This window comes from Mesorhizobium sp. M0077 (genome assembly GCF_040322955.1).
Classification (GTDB): domain Bacteria; phylum Pseudomonadota; class Alphaproteobacteria; order Rhizobiales; family Rhizobiaceae; genus Mesorhizobium.
Genome location: NZ_JAMYUL010000006.1, coordinates 105,889 through 125,576, shown reverse-complemented (window position 1 = coordinate 125,576; position 19,688 = coordinate 105,889). Strand labels below are relative to the sequence as shown.

The following is a 19,688-nucleotide window of genomic DNA, read 5'->3' as shown; positions in this document are numbered from 1 at the left end:
AATTGAGGCTTCTTGAAGGTTGACGATACCATTTCGCCCCGTTTTGCCGGCTCGTCAACTCACCAGACATTACATTCCGTTACACACAGGCACCTGCAAAAGGTGCCGGCCGTTACACACGCACCTTCACATAGGTGCCGGGGGCATCACCCAGGGTTTTCATGTGCTTGCCCGGTTTGCGGGCCGGAACGAGGGTGTCGTCCTGGGTCTCGATCCAGTGCTGCCAATGCGTCCACCAGGAGCCGGGATGCTCCACCGCGGAGGCGAGCCACTGGTCAAAATCGCCTGTCGGTTTGCCGCCGGTCCAGTACTGGTATTTCTTGGCTGCCGGCGGGTTGACGACACCGGCAATGTGGCCGGAACCAGCCATCACAAACTCGACCTCACCGCCGAAATATTGCGAGCCGAGAAACACGGAAAGGGCCGGCGCGATGTGATCTTCCTTCGACGCCAGGTTGTAAACCGGGATGGTGACGTCGGCCAGCGACAAAGTGCGGCCGGCGAGTTCCATCACGCCACGCGTCAGATTGTTCTCGAGATAACAGTTGCGCAGGTAGAAGGAGTGGTTGGCGGCCGCCATGCGGGTGGAATCGGCGTTCCAGTAGAGCAGGTCGAAGGGAAGGGGATCCTTGCCGCGCATGTAATTGTTGATGACATAAGGCCAGATCAGGTCGCCCGAGCGCAGCATGTTGAAGGCGGTCGCCATCTTGGTGCCGTCGAGGTAGCCCTTTTCGTTCATCGATTTCTCGACCGCTGCCACCTGGTCCTCGTCGACGAAGACTTTCAGGTCGCCGGCATGGGTGAAGTCGACCTGCGTGGTGAAGAAGGTCGCCGATTTGATGCGGTTGTCGCCTTCCTGTGCCAGCAGTGCGAGTGCGGCCGCCAGCAGCGTGCCGCCGACGCAATAGCCGATGGCGTTGACCTCTTTCTCGCCGGTCGCCTTCTCGATCGTGTCGAGGCCGTATTGCAGGCCTTCCCGTATGTAAGCTTCCCAGCCCTTGGCGCCGTGCCGCTCGTCGGGATTGATCCAGGAGATGACGAACACGGTATGGCCTTGCTCGATCGCCCAGCGGATGAAGGACTTTTGCGGGTTGAGATCGAGGATGTAGAACTTGTTGATCCAGGGCGGGCAGATCAGCAGCGGGCGCTTGAGCACCGTCTCCGTCGTCGGATCGTACTGGATGATTTCGGCGACATCGCTGCGCCCGACCACCTTGCCGGGAGATGTCGCGACGTTCTTGCCGATCTCGAAGGGCGAATAGTCAGCTTGTCTCAGCTTCAGGTCGCCCTTGCCGGCGGCGATGTCTTCGGCCAGCATCTTCATGCCGCGCACCAGGTTTTCGCCATTCGAGGCAACGGTTTCTCGAAACAGCTCCGGATTGGTCAGGATGAAGTTCGACGGCGAGATGGCATTGGACACCTGCTTGACGTAGAAGCTGGCCTTATGGCGGGTGTGATCGTCGAGGCCTTCGGCGTGCTCGACCAGGTCGGCCGCCCAGCGCGAGGTGACGAGATAGGCCTGTTTGAGGAAATCGAAGAAAGCGTTGCGACCCCATTCGGGGTCTTGAAAACGCTTGTCGCCGCGCTCGGGCTTGACCGCATCTTCGGGCGCCTCGGCATTCGGGCTAACCTTCTGGATGGCGTTGCCCCAGACCGTCATGTAGCCGGCGAACAGTCGCGTCTGCGCTTCCAGCGCGCGTTGCGGGTCGGCCAGCCAATATTCGCTGAGCTTGGAAAAGGTTTTTACCATGTCGACCACGGGTTCGGCGACATGATCGCGCACCTCGCCCTTTTCGCGCGGCTCGGCCCAGGCGGAGGCGGCTTTGCCGGCCTGTTCGACCATACGCGCCATGTTCAACGCGAAGCGTTCCGGGTCTTTCACCAGATATTGCTCGACGGTCGAAGATTGATCATCTTCCGCTTTGCTCGAATCAGGTGTTTTGGACATGGCTCGCGGGGTTCCTCCCGAGGCGTTTTCTTGACATATTATCATGGGACATCTGACCGGGTCCAATGCGCTGTACCCCGGCTGCCAGGAAAACAATATGACGATTAACACCGGCGAGACCATTTTTTCGGGGGCAGGCCGCTTTTGCCGCATCGCGGTTGCAATCGCCTGTCTGGCGCCAGGGCTGCTGGCGGCAAGTGGCTGCACGAGCGCCAACACCGGCAACGGGATGAATGTCGGCCTGACCCAGGGCGCGCAGGACACCGGCTCTTATCCCAATCTCAACATCCCACCGCAGGTGGCGGCAAAGCAACTCACCCCTGAGGAGACGCAGGCCAAGCTTGCCCAGTTGAAGGGCGAACAGCAGGGGCAAGTGGCCAAGGGCGGCGGCGGTGCCCCGTCCACCAGCCCGGCGGCGCTGAATTCGCTGGCGAAGAACCATGGCAAGGACACGCTGAAGCAGATCGAAGCCAAATGCGATCCCGCCCTCGACCCTACCTGCAAATAAGGCTATATCGCGCGCCGAAAGCGGTCTTTGCCAAGGGCGCCTAGCCAAGCCAACTGTGCTAAAGCCAATCTTAAATCGTCTGGAACTGACATGGAAGAATTTCACAAGGTCCGCCGGCTTCCGCCCTACGTGTTCGAGCAGGTCAACCGGCTGAAGGCCAGCGCCCGTTCGCGCGGCGCTGACATTATCGACCTTGGCATGGGCAATCCCGACCTGCCGACTCCGAAGGCGATCGTCGACAAATTGTGCGAAGTGGTGCGCGATCCGCGCACGCATCGCTATTCCTCCTCGCGCGGCATCCCAGGTCTGCGCCGCGCCCAGGCTGCCTATTATCAGCGCCGTTTCGGCGTGAAGCTCAATCCCGACACGCAGGTGGTGGCGACGCTCGGTTCGAAGGAAGGCTTCGCCAATATGGCGCAGGCGATCACCGCGCCGGGCGACGTGATCCTGTGCCCCAACCCGACCTATCCGATCCATGCTTTCGGCTTCATCATGTCGGGCGGCGTCATCCGTTCGCTGCAGGTCGAGCCGGATGACGGCTTCATCCCGGCGCTCGAGCGCGGTGTCCGTCATTCGATCCCGAAGCCACTGGCATTGATCCTCAACTATCCGTCGAACCCGACGGCGCTGGTCGCCTCGCTCGATTTCTACAAGGACGTGGTCGCCTTCGCCAAGAAGAACGACATCATCATCCTGTCGGACCTTGCCTATTCGGAGATCTATTTCGACGGCAATCCGCCGCCTTCGGTGCTGCAAGTGCCGGGCGCCATCGATGTCTGCGTCGAGTTCACCTCGATGTCGAAGACCTTCTCCATGCCCGGCTGGCGCATGGGCTTTGCCGTCGGCAATGAGCGGCTGATCTCGGCGTTGACGCGGGTGAAGTCCTATCTCGACTACGGCGCCTTCACGCCGATCCAGGTGGCGGCGGCGCATGCGCTGAATGGCGACGGCGCCGACATCGCCGAAGTGCGCGAGGTCTATTTGAAGCGCCGCGACGTCATGGTCGACGCCTTCAGCCGCGCCGGCTGGACCATTCCGGCACCGGCTGCCTCGATGTTCGCCTGGGCGCTGATCCCGGAGCCGTTCAAGCATCTCGGCTCGCTTGAGTTTTCCAAGCTCCTGATCGAGCACGCCGACGTGGCGGTGGCGCCGGGCATCGGCTTTGGCGAGCATGGCGACGATCATGTTCGCATCGCGCTGGTCGAGAACGAGCACCGGATCCGGCAGGCGGCGCGCAACATCAAGCGCTTCCTGGCGTCCAGCGCCAAGCAGCCGAACAATGTGGTGCCGCTCGCCGCGCATCGCTAAAGTCGCCGCACATCTTATTCGAGTAGATTTTTTGAGGGGCGTCGCCGGGCATGGCTGAAGCGTTGCGTGTTGGAATTGCCGGTCTGGGTACTGTCGGTGCCTCGGTGGCGCGCGTGCTGCGCGACAAGGCAGCGGAACTGACGCGCCAGTGCGGACGCGATGTCATCGTCGCGGCCGTTTCCGCGCGTGATCCCAAGCGCGACCGTGGCGTCGACCTCAGCGCCGCCAAATGGTTCGACGATCCGATCAAGATGGCGCAGGCCGCCGATATCGACGTCTTCATCGAACTGATCGGCGGCGACGAAGGGGCAGCGCGCGCGTCGGTCAAGGCAGCACTTGAAGCCGGACGTCATGTCGTCACCGCCAATAAGGCGCTGTTGGCCAAGCACGGCGTGGCGCTTGCCGAAATCGCCGAGAAGAAGGGCGTGCTGCTCAACTACGAGGCGGCAGTTGCCGGCGGCATCCCGGTCATCAAGACGATGCGCGAGGCGATGGCCGGCAATTCGGTCACCCGCGTCTTCGGCATCCTCAACGGCACCTGCAACTACATCCTGACCCGCATGGAGGCCGAGGGCATCTCCTTCGACAAGTGCCTGAAGGACGCGCAACGGCTGGGTTATGCAGAGGCCGACCCGACCTTCGATATCGAGGGCCATGATACGGCGCACAAATTGTCGATCCTGACCAGCCTGGCCTTCGGCACCAGGATCGCGGCCAATGACATCTACATGGAAGGCATTTCCAACATCAGCCAAGCCGACATCCGCGCTGCCGCCGATCTCGGCTACCGGATAAAACTGCTCGGTGTCGCGCAGCGCACCGACAGCGGCATCGAGCAGCGCGTGCACCCGACCATGGTGCCGACCGCGTCGGTGATCGCACAGGTGCATGGCGTGACCAATGCAGTGGCCATCGAAACCGACATTTTGGGCGAACTGCTGCTCTCCGGCCCCGGCGCCGGCGGCAACGCCACCGCATCGGCAGTGGTCGGCGATATCGCCGACATCGCAAAGAGCCGGCCGGGCTTCCAGCACGGTCCGGTGTTCGGCCTGCCGGCCAAGGAACTGCGCCCCTACAAGAAGGCGCAGATGCGCAGCCATGCCGGCGGCTATTTCATCCGGCTGACCGTGCACGACCGCATCGGCGTCTTCGCCGCGATCGCCAAGCGCATGGCGGACAACGACATTTCGCTGGAATCGATCGTCCAGCATGCCGTCAGCGGCGAGACGGACGCGCAAAAGACGGTGATCCTGGTCACCCACGAGACGACGGAAGCAGCGGTGCGCAAGGCTGTCGACGGCATCACCAAGGACGGCCACCTCACAGACAAGCCGCAGGTTATCCGCATCGAGCGTGCGGGCTAGGCCAAGTCATTTTTCTCCTTTAACCGATTGATGCTGCTGCTGAAAAGTGGTTTCGGACGCCATAATGCTCTCTCTCTTTGATTTGGAGCCGGATTGAGATTTCAGGTCGAACCCACCAGTCATCATCGGGTTCTGGCGGAGGCGTGAGCCGCGAGATCAAGGCGCGTCACCAGGAGGTGGAAAAGTTGAGACTTTCCTGTTTAGCCGTCGCATATTGCCGGAAATGACAATCTGTAGACTACGCCTCCTATGACGGGCGACAAACGCTTCTTCCTCGACGTCAGGCAGTCGGCGACCGGTGTTTCCTGGGAACACCGGTTGAGCGAGCGGCAGGACATGACTGCGCTGGCCATAGCGCAGGGCCACGGCGTGCCCGACATTGTGGCTCGCGTGCTCGCCGGGCGCGGCGTCACCGCGGACCAGGCCGAGCGCTTCCTCGATCCGACGATCCGCAATCTGTTGCCGGATCCGGCTTCGCTGACCGACATGGGCAAGGCTGCGACCCGCATCGCCGAAGCGGTCATGGCCAAGGAGAAGGTGGCAATCTTCGGCGACTATGATGTCGACGGCGCCGCCTCTTCGGCGTTGCTCAAGCGCTTCCTGACGCATTTCTCGGTGCCTTCGGAGATCTACATTCCCGACCGCATCTTCGAGGGCTACGGCCCCAATCCGGAGGCTATGCGCGAACTGGTCTCGCGCGGCGCGACGCTGATCGTCACCGTCGATTGCGGCACCAACAGCGCTGTCTCCATCGATGCCGTCAAGGCCGCAGGCGCCGATGTGGTGGTGCTCGACCACCATCAGGTCGGCGGCCCGCTGCCGGAGGCGACCGCGGTCGTCAATCCCAATCGCGAGGACGACCTTTCCGGGCAAGGCCATCTGTGCGCCGCCGGTGTCGTCTTCCTCACTCTGGTGCAGACGGCGAGGGTCCTGCGCAGCCGATTGCCCGACGCAGCGCCACCGGACCTGTTGTCGTTGCTCGACTTGGCGGCGCTGGCCACGGTTTGCGATGTGGTGCCGCTCATCGGCGTGAACCGCGCTTTCGTCGTCAAGGGACTGCAGATGGCGCGGCAGCAGAAGAATGAGGGGCTCGCCGCACTGGCGCGGGTGTCCCGCATCGGTGAGCCGATAAGCACCTTTCATCTCGCCTATCTGATTGGGCCGCGCATCAATGCCGGCGGCCGCATCGGCGATGCAGCACTTGGCAGCCGGCTGCTCGCCACCGACGATCCGGTTGAGGCCGGGACCATTGCCGAGACACTCGACCGGCTCAACCAGGAACGCCAGCAGATGGAGCTGGAGATGCTGGCAGCGGCGCGCGCCGAGGCTGACGCCGAACTTGCCGGCGGCAACGGGCCGGCCATCATCGTCACCGCCAGCACCAATTGGCATCCCGGCATTGTCGGCTTGATCGCCTCGCGGCTGAAGGACCATGCGCGGCGGCCGGCCTTCGCCATCGCCTTCAACGCCAATGGCATCGGCACCGGCTCTGGCCGTTCGGTGTCGGGCTTCGATCTCGGACGGCTGGTGCGCGCAGCCGCCGATGCCGGGCTGATCGTCAAGGGCGGCGGCCACGGCATGGCCGCCGGCGTCACGGTGGAACGCGCCAAGCTCGGCGAACTCCGTGCTTTCTTCGAGGAGCGCGCGGCGGCCGAAGTGTTCCGGCTGCAGGACGAAGAAAGTCTGGCCGTCGACGGCGCGCTCGCCGCCGAGGGCGCGACGATTGCTTTGCTCGATGCGCTGGAAAAGGCCGGGCCTTTCGGCGCCGGCCATGTCGCGCCGGTGTTCGCGCTGCCGCGCCATCGGCTGGCCGACGCGCGGGCTGTCGGCACCAACCACATCCGGGCTGATCTGCAGTCGGAAAGCGGCGGCCGCATCCAGGGCATCGCCTTTCGATCCGTCGATACCGCGCTGGGCGAATTCCTGTTCAAGAACAGGGGCAACACGATCCATGTAGCCGGCTCGCTGTCGGGGAATTATTGGAACGGCAACCGCACGGTGCAGTTCCGCATCACCGATGCGGCCAAAGCCTGACATTGCCTAATTGGTTTAAGCGAGGACCGTCTGCAGCCGCTTCAACTCGCTGATCTGCGCCATCGTCGCCTGGTAACCGACGCTGATCGCCTCATCCGCGCGATGGAATTCGGTCAAGCCGATATGGCTGAGTTTCGGTTGCAGCGACATGTCGGGCGGATCGCCCGCCAGCCTCGCGCGTGAAATCCGGTCCTGGATGATGTTGAAGGCTTCGACCATGACGCCGGTGATGCCGAGACGGCTCTGGTGCGGCTGGTGGTCGGGGCTGGCCTGGCCTGGCCGGGGCGCGTCCTTCTCGATGAGCAGTTCGCCGGCGCTGTGCTTGATGACGGCGGCGCGGCCGAACAGATCGTAGTGAAGGTTGACCGCGACGACCAGCGGCTGCTCGTAGGCGCGGCAGACCGAAACCGGAACCGGGTTGACCAGCGCGCCGTCGACCAGAATGCGGCCGTTGCAATTCACCGGTTCGAACACGCCGGGCAGCGCATAGGAAGCCCGCATCGCGGTGATCAGCGAACCGCTGGACAGCCAGATCTCATGGCCGGTGCGAATTTCGGCGCCAACGGCCACGAAGGGTTTCGTCAGATCCTCGAAGCGGATGCCTGCCATGTGCTCGCGCAGCCTGACGTCCAGTTTCATGCCGCCGAACAGGCCGCTGCCGCGCAGATTGAGATCGAGCAGGCCGAAGATGCGCCGCTTGGTCAGGCTGCGGGCGAACTCCTCGAGTTCGTCCAGCTTGCCGGCGAGATAGCAGCCGCCAACCAGCGCGCCGATCGAGGTGCCGGCGATCATCGAGACTTCGATGCCGGCTTCGTCGAGCGCGCGCAGCACGCCAATGTGCGCCCAGCCGCGTGCGCAGCCGCCGCCCAGCGCGAGCGAAATGCCTGTCTTGCCCGCGGGTTGCGGGTCAGGCACGCCGCCGGACGATGAGGGGCCATTGGCCTCCCGCACGTCCGGTCTGCTACGCAATGACGCCCACTCGAGCATCATGATCTCCCTTGTCCCGCGTCCGTTCTACAGGAAGGACGTTTGAGAATAGTGAATATGAGTGGTTTGCGACTGTTGAATGGTTCACGCGGGCTTCCGATAGGTTTTTTCCGCATCGAACAGCGGCGTGCTGCCATCGTCGGCAAGCGTTGCCTTGCCGCCGATTAGCCCCACCGTCCGATAAAAACATGAACGCCGGCCGGTGTGACAAGTTGCGTCGTGGCCCAACACTTTGACGCGCAACCATATGGCGTCCTGGTCACAATCCGTGAGCATCTCGACGACGGTCTGAAAATTGCCTGATGTTTCGCCCTTCTTCCACAGCGTGCTGCGCGAGCGCGACCAGTAGTGCGCGATGCCGGTTTCGAGCGTCAGCGCCAGCGCCTCGGCATTCATATGCGCGACCATCAGCAGCATACCGTCAGCGGCGTCGGTGACGACGACGGTGACCAGCCCGGCAGCATCGAAACGCGGGGAAAACACCGCGCCTTCTTCGAGGGCCTTCTTGTCTGGTGGAGCCTTGGGAAATGTTAGTGCCGACATCGCCGGTCCTTGATCTAGCGATGCCGGCGAGGGGCTTACGCCCCGAGGCCGCGCACCATGGTGACGAAACGGACCTGTTCCTCGGGCGTGTCCTTGAACACGCCGGTGAAGGTCGAGGTCAGCGTGGTGGAGCCCTGCTTGCGGATGCCGCGCATGGCCATGCACATATGCTCAGCCTCGATCATGACGGCGACACCGCGCGGATTGAGCACGTCCTGGATGACGCCGGCGATCTGTGCGGTCATGGCCTCCTGAGTCTGCAGGCGATGGGCGAAGATATCGACCACACGGGCAATCTTGGACAGGCCGACGACCTTGCCGTCCGGGAGGTAGCCGACATGCGCCTTGCCGATGATCGGCACCATGTGGTGCTCGCAATGCGAGTGGAACTGGATATCCCTGACGATGACGAGATCGTCATAGCCGGCGACTTCCTCGAAGGTGCGGCCGAGCTCTTCGGCCGGGCACATGTCATAGCCGTTGAACATTTCGAGAAAGGCCTTGGTGACGCGCTTGGGCGTGTCGATCAGGCCCTCGCGGTCCGGATTGTCGCCGGTCCAGCGCAACAGCGTGCGCACGGCGGCCTCGACCTCGGCTTCGCTCGGCCTGTCGGTGACCGGCTTGTCCAGATAGTCGGAAGGGGGCATTATTTTCTTGATGACGGCATCCATAAAGGCGTCTCCCGTAGTTCCTCTCTCAGGAGGAACGAGTTGAACGGACCACGACCTTTCGGGTGCTGAAAACTCGCCCGGTTTCCAGCCCGCAAGCGGCGTGAACGAAATGGGCAAGGACGATGGCTTTGCGTTGCCTTGTCGATACCCGACTGCCAGCATTATATATGGTCGTGCGCAGCGAATGAAAGATGCCACAGCGGCAATCGCTGTTCGCTTGGCGGCGACGGATTGGAAAAATATGATTGACGACGTCTACAATGCGAAAATTCTGGGTTTTGCCGGAAACATCGCCCGCATAGGCCGGCTCGATCATCCGGATGCGAGTGCCAAGGCTCATTCCAAATTGTGCGGCTCGACGGTAACCGTCGACCTCAAGATGGACAATGGCGTCGTCACCGATTTCGCTCATGACGTGAAGGCCTGCGCCCTCGGCCAAGCCTCGTCCTCGATCATGGCTCAACATGTCATCGGCGCCAGCGCCGACGAATTGCGGGCGGTGCGCGACACCATGCTGAAGATGCTCAAGGAAAATGGCGCGCCGCCGCAAGGCCGCTTTGCCGATCTGAGATATCTGGAGCCGGTGCGCGACTACAAGGCGCGCCATGCCTCGACCATGCTGACCTTCGATGCGGTCGTCGATGCCATCGGTCAAATCGAGAAGAAACGCGCAGAAGAAGCAGCGTGATGTTGGTACATGACGGCTCCTCCAACAGCCGGTGAATTGTCAAAATTGGGCGCTGAACACGTCGAGGAGCTTCTCACGTAACCGGGCTCATGCCTTGGTTTGCTGCGCCCGTCTGCTTTCGGCAAATTCGCTTCTCACCCAGTCGGCGAAGGCCTTGGCCGGCTCCGCCAGGTCCTTCAAACTCCTGGCGACCAGCCAGTAGGCGCCCGATGCGACATCAATGTCGAACGGCTTGATCAGCGCGCCGGATGCAATCTCCTCGCCGATCTGCAATAGGTCTCCGAGCGCAACGCCGTGGCCGAGCAGGGCCGCCTGCTTCGACAGCGACACATCCGCCAGCATCGGGCCGCGCGCCGGAATGGCGTCGGCAGCGACGCCGGCGGCCTCGAACCAGCGCGCCCAGCCCTGGCGGTTTTCCTCGTGCAGCAGCGTGTAGCGGGCAAGGTCGAGCGGCTTTTCGAGGGTAGGGCCTGATGCCAGCAATGCCGGCGACAGGACCGGCGAATCGACGGTCGAGGCGAGCCATTCGGCCTCGCTGCGCGGCCATGAGGTGGCGCGCGCGCTGAAGCGCAGGGCGAGTTCAGGCTGATCGCTGCGGAACTCGATCGGCCTTGGGTCGACCTCGAGGGAAACGTCGATATCGGGCCGCAACTGGCTGAACCGGTTGAGCCGCGGCAACAGCCACACAGAGGCCAGCGACGGCTCGACGCTGACGCGAACCACCGACTGTGCCGGGGCCGCCACCAGGTCCGAAAGCAGCCTGTCGATGTCGTCGAAACTCCTGACCAACTGATCGAGCAGGCGCTGGCCGGCCTCGGTCAGCTCGACGCGGCGGTGATGACGGCGGAACAAGGGCTGGTGCAGGAACTGCTCGAGTTCGCGGATCTGCCGGCTGATGGCGGCCTGGGAGACGAACAGCTCCTCGGCGGCCCGGCTAAAGCTCAATTGCCGGCCGGCTGCCTCGAAACTTCGCAACGCCGTCAGGGGCAACCGTCCGCGCTTCATTTCGCATAACCCCAAGTTATCCGAACCGGAAATTATACTCGTTTGAAGGCGAAGGCCAGCGGGCGTCTAATCCGCCTCAAAGGAGATGCGCCATGATCCAGTTACTGAAGATCTTTTGCGATGTGATGCGGATCGCGACATTTCAGTGGCATGGCGACAGGCGGCATCATGTGCAGCGCACCGAGCAAAGGCCGGCCACCCGCTGGGCGGCTCCAGCGGAGCGGCATCCCTTTCGCCGCTCGCGACCCTGAAGCCGACAAAGAGGCGAGTGAAGAGGATTGCGTTTGCCGGCCGAAGCTCACATCTATCGGTTTGGAAACGCAAGCTGACCCGGAAGCCGGTTTCGGGGTCGCGTTCGGAAAGAGGCTGCAGTGGGCGACCAGCATCGGCATGTGCATGCCGCCGGACGGACCCGGCGCGGCCGCAACTGGCCCGGTCCCTGGCGCAAAACACCCGGCCGCATTTTCGGCACGTGGCTGGTGCGCCTCTATCAACTGACGCTGTCCGGATTTGTCGGCAATTCCTGCCGGCATCTGCCGACCTGTTCCGAATACGCGCATGAGGCGATCGCCCGCCATGGCCTGTGGGCCGGCGGCTTCATGGGGCTGTTCCGGGTGCTGCGCTGCGGGCCGTTCGGAACGCACGGCGTCGACCGCGTGCCGGAGGTGCTCGCTCCGCGCTACGTCTGGTTCACGCCATGGCGTTATTGGCAGATCGGCAGGAAGCGCGGCGAGGCCTGACGGCGGACGCGCTGGGTCCCTGATCCAGATCGCCAGGGCGGCATTTCTTTACGATCCGGTAGGGTTAACAACGGCCTGCACAAAGACTGCGCATTTGAGTCAAAATCGAGCCAAGACACTTCGCTAAGCGCCTCCTGTTCATTCCCAGGAGAGCCCACATGCGTCGGATCGAAACCCATCCCTTCATCATTGCCGCGGTCCTCTTCCTGCTGGCCTGGTTTCTGGGATTTCCGATGCGGGCGCAATCGGCGCCGCTTGGCGATGTCGCCTGTACGCTTATCCAGGACGCGGCGAGCGGCGAGACGCTCTACCAGAATGGCGTCTGCGACCAACGCGTCAGCCCGGCATCGACCTTCAAGGTGCCGCTGGCACTGATCGGCTACGACAGCGGAATCCTGAGCGATGCGCATACGCCGACCTGGAACTACAAGCCTGAATTCAGGGCCGTGAGCCGCGACCACAAAGCCGTCGACCCGACGATCTGGGAGCGCGACTCGATCGTATGGTATTCGCGCGAGATCGTGCGCCGGCTCGGCGCAAAAAGCTTTGCCGGCTACGTCTCGAAATTCGGCTACGGCAACATGGATGTCTCGGGCGATGCCGACAAGGACAACGGGCTCACGCAATCCTGGATAAATTCCTCGCTTGAGATATCGCCGGTCGAACAGACAGCCTTCCTGCGCCAGCTGCTCGCCGGCAAGATGCCGGTTTCTGCCAAGGCGCATGAGATGACCCGAGCCATCCTGCCGACTTTCCAGGCCGGCGGCTGGACGGTGCGGGGCAAGACCGGCAGCACCAGGCTGGGAAACAGCAAGGACAAGCGCGCGCTGGGCTGGTTCGTCGGCTGGGCCGAAAAGGGCGGCCGCCGGATCGTCTTCGCCCGGCTGGTCGTCGACACCAAGCCGATCGACATGCCGAAAGGCCCGGCGACACGCGCGGCGTTACTGAGGGAGTTGCCGCAACTGGTGAAGTGAACTTGCTTTAGCTTCAAGTGCTCCGGCGGGCACGAAGGATGTGGCCGCCGGAATTCCTTGTCTCCGCCTTTGGCGTCCTGGAGAAGCGGGCGGCGATGTCGCTGCTTTCCAGATCTTCGATCTCATCGAAGCCGAGCTCGCGCAGCGATTGCGCCAGTGCCGCGGGCACGAAGAAGCTGATCCAGGGCTCTCCGGCAGCGGCGACGCGCGCCGCATGGAAAGAGAGGGCAGCCTGTCCAGCCGCATCGCGGTTCTCGGCCGGCTCGCTGTAGTCGAAGACGACCTCCGAACCGGGCATGCCGGCAATCCAGGACAGGGTGCTGAAGATTGCGTCCTGGCTCAGATACGGAACGACACCCAGCCAGATGAAGAAACTGGGCTCGGTCTGCCGCAAACCGGCCGATGCCAGTTCATCCGCGGGGCGCTGGCGCTCGAAGTTGACCGGCACGAACATGGTGGCCCGCGGTTCGGCAAGACCAGCATCGGCGATGCATTTCCGTTTCCAGGCCTGTGTCGCCGGGTGATCGACTTCGAACACCGCGACATCAGGGTACGGATTGCGCAGCGAGAAAGTGTCGAGGCCGGCGCCGAGCACCACCACTTGCTGGACGCCCCGGCGCACCGCCGCAGCCAGCCAGTCCTCGGCGAGGCGGGCGCGCGCTGCCACGAACAGGCGCATGTGCCGGCTGCGCTCACCTTCCTGCTCAAGCTCCTGCACCGTCGGTGCGGCATCGCCCAGTATCGCACTCGCATATGGGTCGCGAAACAGCGCCGCCTGCTGCGAGAACTGGTGGAGGGCCCGCATGCGCGCGACGCCCAAGGCGGTTCGGCTGGGTTTTGCGTCTTCCATGCCGGGGATTCCAACCTCGTGTCGGGGAAATTCGCAAGCCTGTGCGACTGGCCTGCGACATCTGTCGCGCCATTTCCTGACAGCTGCGCCAACGACGGCTCTTTACCTGATGCCGCGTGGCCTCTAAAACCCGCCCGCTGCCGGATGCCTCCGGCTTCACACCACGACCACCCGCGCTCGTTTGCGGGACTGGATAGGAGATACCCGATGCTGAATTCCGTTTCCCTGACATTTCCCGATGGCTCCGTCCGCGACTATGACGCGGCGATGACCGGTGCGGGCCTCGCCGAATCGATCTCGAAGTCGCTGGCCAAGAAGGCTGTCGCCTATGCCATCGACGGCACCGTTCGCGATCTTTCCGACCCGCTTGGCAAGTCCGGCAAGGTCGAGATCATCACCCGCAGCGATCCGCGCGCGCTGGAGCTCATCCGTCATGATGCAGCACACGTGCTGGCGGAGGCCGTGCAGGAACTGTGGCCGGGAACGCAAGTGACCATCGGGCCGGTGATCGAGAACGGATTCTATTACGACTTCGCCCGCAACGAGCCGTTCACGCCTGACGATTTCCCGGTGATCGAAAAGAAGATGCGCGAGATCATTGCGCGAAACAAGCCGTTCACCAAGGAAGTCTGGTCGCGCGACAAGGCGAAAAAGGTCTTTGCCGAGAAGGGCGAGCGCTACAAGCTCGAGCTGATCGACGCCATTCCCGAAGACCAGGATCTCAAGATCTATTCCCAGGGTGACTGGTTCGACCTCTGCCGCGGCCCACACATGGCCTCCACCGGGCAGATCGGCAACGCCTTCAAGCTGATGAAGGTGGCCGGCGCCTATTGGCGTGGCGATTCGAACAACCCCATGCTGACCCGCATCTACGGCACCGCCTGGGCCGAGCAAGCTGAACTCGATGCCTACCAGACGATGCTGGAAGAGGCAGAGAAGCGCGACCACCGCAAACTCGGCCGCGAGATGGACCTGTTCCATTTCCAGGAAGAGGGGCCGGGCGTCGTCTTCTGGCACGCCAAGGGCTGGAAGATGTTCCAGAATTTGGTCAACTACATGCGCCGCCGCCTCGACGAGCAGGGCTACCAGGAGGTCAACGCACCGCAGGTTCTCGACAAGAGCCTGTGGGAGACGTCGGGCCACTGGGGCTGGTATCGCGATGCCATGTTCAAGGTGACGGTGGCCGGCGACGACACCGACGACGACCGCGTGTTCGCGCTGAAGCCGATGAATTGTCCGGGCCACGTGCAGATATTCAAGCACGGGTTGAAATCTTATCGCGATCTGCCCGTAAAGCTTGCGGAGTTCGGCAATGTGCATCGTTACGAACCGTCCGGCGCCTTGCACGGGCTGATGCGCGTGCGCGGTTTCACGCAGGACGATGCGCATATCTTCTGCACCGAGGAGCAGCTGGCCGCGGAGTGCCTGCGCATAAACGATCTGATCCTGTCGACCTACGCCGATTTCGGCTTCGACGATGTCAGCGTGAAGCTGTCGACGCGGCCGGATAAGCGCGTCGGCACCGACGAGGCCTGGGATCATGCCGAGGCGATCATGGGCAACGTGCTGGATACGATCAGGACGCGCTCGGGAAACCGCATCAAGACCTCGATCAATCCGGGCGAGGGCGCTTTCTACGGGCCGAAATTCGAATATGTGCTGAAGGACGCCATCGGCCGCGAATGGCAGTGCGGCACCACGCAGGTCGACTTCAATCTGCCGGAACGCTTTGGCGCCTTCTACATCGGTTCGGATTCGGAAAAGAAGCAGCCGGTGATGGTGCATCGCGCCATCTGCGGTTCGATGGAACGCTTTCTCGGCATTCTGATCGAGCATTATTCCGGCCATTTCCCGCTGTGGTTCGCGCCGCTGCAGGTGGTTGTGGCGACGATCACCTCGGATGCTGACGACTATGCGCGAAAGGTTGTCGCACAGTTTAAGGCGGCAGGACTTTTGGCCGAACCGGATCTGCGCAACGAGAAGATCAACTACAAGGTGCGTGAGCATTCGCTGGCCAAGGTTCCTGTGATCCTCGTCTGCGGCAAGCGCGAGGCGGAGGAGGAGACGGTCAACATCCGCCGGCTTGGCTCGCGCGATCAGGAATCGCTCAAGCTGGCCGACGCGCTGAAGCTGCTTTCCGACGAGGCTATTTCGCCCGACCGCAGGCGCAGCGCGGCCTGAGCAATCAATATTTCGGAGAAATGGCGGTGGAGCGATCCACCGCCATTTTCACATGCCTGTCACGCCAACCTTGTAACGAGCCCCCATGCTCAAGCTGAAGATACGGGAAAGACCGTTTCCCGAACTCTCCTACGCCAATGCGAGCCAGCCGGTGCTGACGCGCTGGTTCATCCATTCCATTGAAGGCCTGTCGGGCCGCGACCGCTTTGCCGCGCTCTATGATTTCTGGCGCCGCCAGGTGGCGCCGACCGGCGAGCGGGTGTTCAGCCGCATGCTGCAGCTGATCGACGTCAAGGTGCGCAGCACCGATCAGTGGCCGCCGGCGGGGCTGCCCGACACGCCGCTGGTGATCGTCGCCAACCACCCGTTCGGCATTGGCGACGGCATTGCCGTGCTGTCGCTCGTCGAGCAGCTCGGGCGTCCGTTCCGCGTCATGATCCACAAGGACCTGCTGAAGGTCCGCGAGATGGAACCGTATTCGCTGCCGATCGACTTTTCCGAGACCAAGGACGCGGTGAAGAACAACATGGCGGTGCGCCACGAGGCAGTGCGGCTGTTGAAAGAGGGCGTCACCATCGTGGTATTTCCGGCCGGCGGCGTCGCCACCGCGCCGAAAGGCTTTGGCCGGGCGCGCGACCTGCCGTGGAAGATGTTTCCGGCGCGCCTCGTGCAGGACGCCAAGGCGTCGGTGGTGCCGATGCATTTTTCAGGTCAGAACGGCCGGCTGTTCCATCTGGTCAGCGGTCCGATGAACATGGCCGAGCGCGAAGGAGGGCTGGCGAAATTCGTCGGCAAGGCGTCGCGGACGTTGCCCCTTTCAATGCTCATCCGCGAATTTGCGCGGCTGTCCGGCAAGGCGATCGACGTGCGCGTCGGCGATGTGCTGAGCTGGGATGAGTTGGAGCCATTGCGCGACCGCAAGACGCTGCTCGACCGTCTTCATCGCGGTGTCTTCGACCTGGCGCCCGACGCACCGCGCCGCCGCGTCCACTTCCTGCCGCGCCGTATGCGAAAGGCAGCTTGAGAGACGCTAACTAGGGCGTGTACTCATAAACGACATTCAGTCGGTCAAATTTTCGACAACCTCGGCCCTTTTGCTCAACAGCTCCTAGGGCAGTGGGAGCGGTTTGTCGCTGAGTGTACGCAAGTAGGCGATCAGGTTGACCCGTTCGGTCTCGTCCGGGACGCCAGGCACCTCCATGTAAACACCCGGCGTGGTGAGCATGGGCTCAAGCAGATATTTGTTCAGGTCCTCGTACGTCCATACACCCTCTAAGGCCAGCAAGGTGTCGGAGTAACGCATATTTGCCATGGATGCCTTGTCGCGGCCGACGACGCCCCATAAGTTCGGTCCCGTTTTGATCCCTCCCTGTGGCTCGGCATTGTGGCAACCGTGGCACACGTGTGTGAAGTAGGTTCGGCCTTTCTCGACATCGGCAGCAGCCAACTTCATCGAGATCGGAGCTGGCGTTGGCAACACAACGCCGTGCGACATGAGATAGTCAGCAACTTCGCGTTGCCCCTTGAATTTTGCCAGATGGAGCGGTGTCTTGCCGTCCTTTGTCTTCGCATTCACGTCCGCGCCGGCCTCAACCAGTGCTTTCACGCAATCGAGGCAACCGAGATTGACCGCGATGTGGATAGCGTTTTCGCGGCTGCGCTTCGAATTTGGATTTGCGCCCCCGTCCAGCAACAGATTGATCAAATCGGTCCTGCGTTTTGCCAAAGCCAGAATAAGGGCAGGACCCAAACGCGGGTCCGGGACGGCGTTGACGTCGGCACCGCGTTCAATGAGCAGTTTTGCCGCTGCAAAATGACCGCCCTTGACCGCAAGATAGAGTGGTGTCGTGCGCCCGTCGCTCTCATCGACGCCGGCACCAGCGTCGAGCGCTGCCGTGATCGCCGCGACATCGCCCTTCATGGCGGCGTCGTGAATGCCGGCGGCATGCGATACAATCGGTGCAAGCAGTAGTGGAATGAAAAGCAAGGACATGCGCATTTGGCATCTCCCAAGGCAAACTGCGGTACGGGTCATGCTTTCAAGGCCGCAAAAACATACCACGAATGCCGGATCGTGGCCACTCCAACCGGTGCCTAGAAACGAATCGCAAGGTCGATCCGTCCGGCTGTGGCTTCGGGCTTATGAGTCCACAACCTAGTCGGCGCCTTCCTCCGGATCGATCGCAGAGGCATCAGTGGCCAGCACCTCGATCTCCTGGTTCTGCCCGGCGACCACGGTGAAATCCTTCTGGTAGATGCGGTCGCGGTTCTTGGCGATGATGGTGTATTGGCCTTCGGCCAGCACCATCGAGGCGAAGGCGCCGACGGCCTCCTTGATCGGATCGCCGGATTCGTTGAGCAGCGACCAGGATGTATCGGCGATGGCCTCGCCGCCGGTCTCGCGCACCAGCTTCATGGTCTCCTCCGCCGCGCGATGCTCGACGGTGGCTTCGGTCAGCTTGCCGGCCTCGACGCGGATGTCGGAGCGAATGACGGCATTGACCGCGCCATAGGTGGAGACGACATGATAAACGCCGGCGTTGAGCCGCACGACGCTGTTCGGCTCGACATCGGGAATGATCAAAGCGCGGTCGCCATTGGCCTCGGCGGTGCCCTCATAAATGGAGAAGCGCAGTTTTTTCGGCGGAATACGCACGCCGCCCGACAGCACCGCGTCGAGCTTGAGGCCGCCGGCATCGAGCACCAGGCTTTCGCGCCTGGCGTCCTTGCCGACGGTGATGCGCTTGGTGGCGCCGGCGCGTCCGTAGGAGGCGTGGACCAGATAGCTGCCGGGTTCGAGCTGGAACACGGCGCTGCCGCCATGCGCGGAAGCCACCATCGGCAGCTTGCCGTCGCCGGCGGCCTCGGGCTTGAAGACGCGCCAGACGATGCCGCGCGTGATGTCGGCGCCCTTGTCGGTCAACTGCGCCGACAGCGTTATGGCACCGCCGCCACCGAGTGCCAGCGGCGTCTCGCCCTTGGGCGGTGCATAGCTCGAAATATCGGGGAGTTTCAGATTGCCGATGCCGTCGGCATTCTGCGCCATGGCCATCGAGGCCGGCGCAAACAGCGCTACGGCGAGCCAAATCAGGAAAAGGCGCGATGTCCCCTCAAACATGCCTTGCGTTGAAGCCCAAGGCGGTGGCAATTTCAAGGCTTAAGAGTCCGACCGCCTTGGCAACAGGTTCTTTCGTCCGGCGCGCCCGCGCCAATGCCCGAGCCGCCCCGATCCGCAATGGCGCGCTTCAGCTCAAAATCGAGTGCTTTAGGAGACCTGGCCCCCATGGCGTCGCCGATCATCGACTTCCTGCTGACCCGAAACTCCGCACCGATTCCTGAATTGAAGGAACCGGCGCCCAGCGATGGCGATATCGCGACCATGATCGCGGCTGCAAGCCGGGTGCCCGATCACGGCCGGCTGGAGCCGTGGCGCTTCATCCTTTATCGCGGCGAGGCGCGCGTCGAGATCGGCAGGAAGCTGGCGGCACTCGCCGAACAGCGCGAAGGACCGCTGCCGGAAAACCGCCGCAACCAGGAGCTGGCTCGGTTTTCGCGTGCGCCGCTGGTGATCGGCGTGGTCTCGAGCCCGAAGGACAATCCAAAAATCCCGCAATGGGAAATGTTCCTGTCCGGCGGCATGGCGGCGATGAACCTGATGATCGCAGCCAATGCGCTGGGCTACGGCACCAACATGATCAGCAACTGGTATTCCGACGTGGCGGAGGGCCGGGCGCTGCTGGGACTGGCGCCACAGGAACGTGTTGTCGGGTTTATCCATATTGGCTCCTATCAGGGACCGGCGCCGGAACGGCCGCGGCCCGATCCGGCAAAGCTCTATGCCGATTATGCGGGGCCGTGGAACGGCTGACACCCGAAAGCGATTCCCC

18 protein-coding genes are annotated in these 19,688 nt (G+C 62.8%); 10 read left to right on the top strand and 8 right to left on the bottom strand.

Going from position 1 to position 19,688, the window contains the following annotated elements:
* Positions 1 to 112: 112 nt before the first annotated feature.
* Positions 113 to 1,948: a class I poly(R)-hydroxyalkanoic acid synthase gene (gene phaC, locus NKJ57_RS14600; protein ID WP_023708456.1), complete on the bottom strand. Its 1,836-nt coding sequence runs from the start codon at positions 1,946 to 1,948 to the stop codon at positions 113 to 115.
* 97 nt (positions 1,949 to 2,045) lie between these two features.
* Between phaC and NKJ57_RS14595 the strand changes: the two genes are divergently transcribed.
* The 4 genes from NKJ57_RS14595 to recJ all read left to right on the top strand — a co-directional run bounded on the left by NKJ57_RS14595 (position 2,046) and on the right by recJ (position 7,162).
* On the top strand, positions 2,046 to 2,456 hold the full coding sequence (locus NKJ57_RS14595; RefSeq protein ID WP_023667627.1) for a hypothetical protein: 411 nt from the start codon (positions 2,046 to 2,048) through the stop codon (positions 2,454 to 2,456).
* Positions 2,457 to 2,546: 90 nt separating this feature from the next.
* Positions 2,547 to 3,764 carry an LL-diaminopimelate aminotransferase gene (locus NKJ57_RS14590; protein WP_352511692.1) on the top strand — a complete coding sequence of 406 codons (1,218 nt, stop codon included), beginning with the start codon at positions 2,547 to 2,549 and terminating at the stop codon, positions 3,762 to 3,764.
* Positions 3,765 to 3,814: 50 nt separating this feature from the next.
* Positions 3,815 to 5,128, top strand: coding sequence for a homoserine dehydrogenase (locus NKJ57_RS14585; RefSeq protein WP_352511691.1), 1,314 nt, complete (start codon positions 3,815 to 3,817; stop codon positions 5,126 to 5,128).
* Positions 5,129 to 5,377: 249 nt separating this feature from the next.
* Positions 5,378 to 7,162: a single-stranded-DNA-specific exonuclease RecJ gene (recJ, locus tag NKJ57_RS14580; protein ID WP_352511689.1), complete on the top strand. Its 1,785-nt coding sequence runs from the start codon at positions 5,378 to 5,380 to the stop codon at positions 7,160 to 7,162.
* A 15-nt stretch (positions 7,163 to 7,177) separates the two neighbouring features.
* On the opposite strand, the gene NKJ57_RS14575 is transcribed toward recJ, so the two are convergent.
* The 3 genes from NKJ57_RS14575 to folE all read right to left on the bottom strand — a co-directional run bounded on the left by NKJ57_RS14575 (position 7,178) and on the right by folE (position 9,363).
* On the bottom strand, positions 7,178 to 8,149 hold the full coding sequence (locus NKJ57_RS14575; RefSeq protein ID WP_023667624.1) for a patatin family protein: 972 nt from the start codon (positions 8,147 to 8,149) through the stop codon (positions 7,178 to 7,180).
* Positions 8,150 to 8,233: 84 nt separating this feature from the next.
* Positions 8,234 to 8,692 (bottom strand): phosphoribosyl-AMP cyclohydrolase, encoded by a 459-nt coding sequence (hisI, locus tag NKJ57_RS14570; RefSeq protein ID WP_352511687.1) that lies wholly within the window; start codon positions 8,690 to 8,692, stop codon positions 8,234 to 8,236.
* Positions 8,693 to 8,727: 35 nt separating this feature from the next.
* The gene (gene folE / locus NKJ57_RS14565) at positions 8,728 to 9,363 is read right to left on the bottom strand and encodes a GTP cyclohydrolase I FolE (protein ID WP_023667622.1); all 636 of its coding nucleotides are present in this window, start codon (positions 9,361 to 9,363) and stop codon (positions 8,728 to 8,730) included.
* Between the two features lie 241 nt (positions 9,364 to 9,604).
* Here folE and NKJ57_RS14560 point away from each other — a divergent pair, with 241 nt between their 5' ends.
* On the top strand, positions 9,605 to 10,051 hold the full coding sequence (locus NKJ57_RS14560; protein ID WP_023707147.1) for an iron-sulfur cluster assembly scaffold protein: 447 nt from the start codon (positions 9,605 to 9,607) through the stop codon (positions 10,049 to 10,051).
* 87 nt (positions 10,052 to 10,138) lie between these two features.
* Here NKJ57_RS14560 and NKJ57_RS14555 read toward each other — a convergent pair whose 3' ends face one another.
* The gene (locus NKJ57_RS14555) at positions 10,139 to 11,056 is read right to left on the bottom strand and encodes a LysR substrate-binding domain-containing protein (RefSeq protein ID WP_023746751.1); all 918 of its coding nucleotides are present in this window, start codon (positions 11,054 to 11,056) and stop codon (positions 10,139 to 10,141) included.
* A 371-nt stretch (positions 11,057 to 11,427) separates the two neighbouring features.
* Here NKJ57_RS14555 and yidD point away from each other — a divergent pair, with 371 nt between their 5' ends.
* Both yidD and blaOXA read left to right on the top strand, forming a co-directional pair.
* Positions 11,428 to 11,796, top strand: coding sequence for a membrane protein insertion efficiency factor YidD (gene yidD, locus NKJ57_RS14550; RefSeq protein ID WP_352511685.1), 369 nt, complete (start codon positions 11,428 to 11,430; stop codon positions 11,794 to 11,796).
* Between the two features lie 158 nt (positions 11,797 to 11,954).
* Positions 11,955 to 12,770 carry a class D beta-lactamase gene (blaOXA, locus tag NKJ57_RS14545; RefSeq protein WP_352511684.1) on the top strand — a complete coding sequence of 272 codons (816 nt, stop codon included), beginning with the start codon at positions 11,955 to 11,957 and terminating at the stop codon, positions 12,768 to 12,770.
* Positions 12,771 to 12,783: 13 nt separating this feature from the next.
* Here blaOXA and NKJ57_RS14540 read toward each other — a convergent pair whose 3' ends face one another.
* A complete protein-coding gene (locus NKJ57_RS14540; RefSeq protein ID WP_352511683.1) occupies positions 12,784 to 13,590 on the bottom strand; it encodes an SAM-dependent methyltransferase in 807 nt (268 codons plus the stop codon).
* Positions 13,591 to 13,827: 237 nt separating this feature from the next.
* On the opposite strand from NKJ57_RS14540, the gene thrS reads away from it, so the two are divergent.
* Together thrS and NKJ57_RS14530 are read left to right on the top strand one after the other, a co-directional pair.
* Positions 13,828 to 15,801, top strand: a complete 1,974-nt coding sequence (gene thrS / locus NKJ57_RS14535; protein ID WP_352511682.1) for a threonine--tRNA ligase — start codon at positions 13,828 to 13,830, stop codon at positions 15,799 to 15,801.
* Between the two features lie 85 nt (positions 15,802 to 15,886).
* On the top strand, positions 15,887 to 16,825 hold the full coding sequence (locus NKJ57_RS14530; protein ID WP_352511680.1) for a lysophospholipid acyltransferase family protein: 939 nt from the start codon (positions 15,887 to 15,889) through the stop codon (positions 16,823 to 16,825).
* An 84-nt stretch (positions 16,826 to 16,909) separates the two neighbouring features.
* Here NKJ57_RS14530 and NKJ57_RS14525 read toward each other — a convergent pair whose 3' ends face one another.
* Positions 16,910 to 17,800: an ankyrin repeat domain-containing protein gene (locus NKJ57_RS14525; RefSeq protein WP_023818143.1), complete on the bottom strand. Its 891-nt coding sequence runs from the start codon at positions 17,798 to 17,800 to the stop codon at positions 16,910 to 16,912.
* Between the two features lie 156 nt (positions 17,801 to 17,956).
* Positions 17,957 to 18,919 carry an RgsD C-terminal domain-containing protein gene (locus NKJ57_RS14520; RefSeq protein ID WP_023815388.1) on the bottom strand — a complete coding sequence of 321 codons (963 nt, stop codon included), beginning with the start codon at positions 18,917 to 18,919 and terminating at the stop codon, positions 17,957 to 17,959.
* A gap of 165 nt (positions 18,920 to 19,084) precedes the next feature.
* Between NKJ57_RS14520 and NKJ57_RS14515 the strand changes: the two genes are divergently transcribed.
* On the top strand, positions 19,085 to 19,669 hold the full coding sequence (locus NKJ57_RS14515) for a nitroreductase family protein (protein WP_023738986.1): 585 nt from the start codon (positions 19,085 to 19,087) through the stop codon (positions 19,667 to 19,669).
* Positions 19,670 to 19,688: the final 19 nt, after the last annotated feature.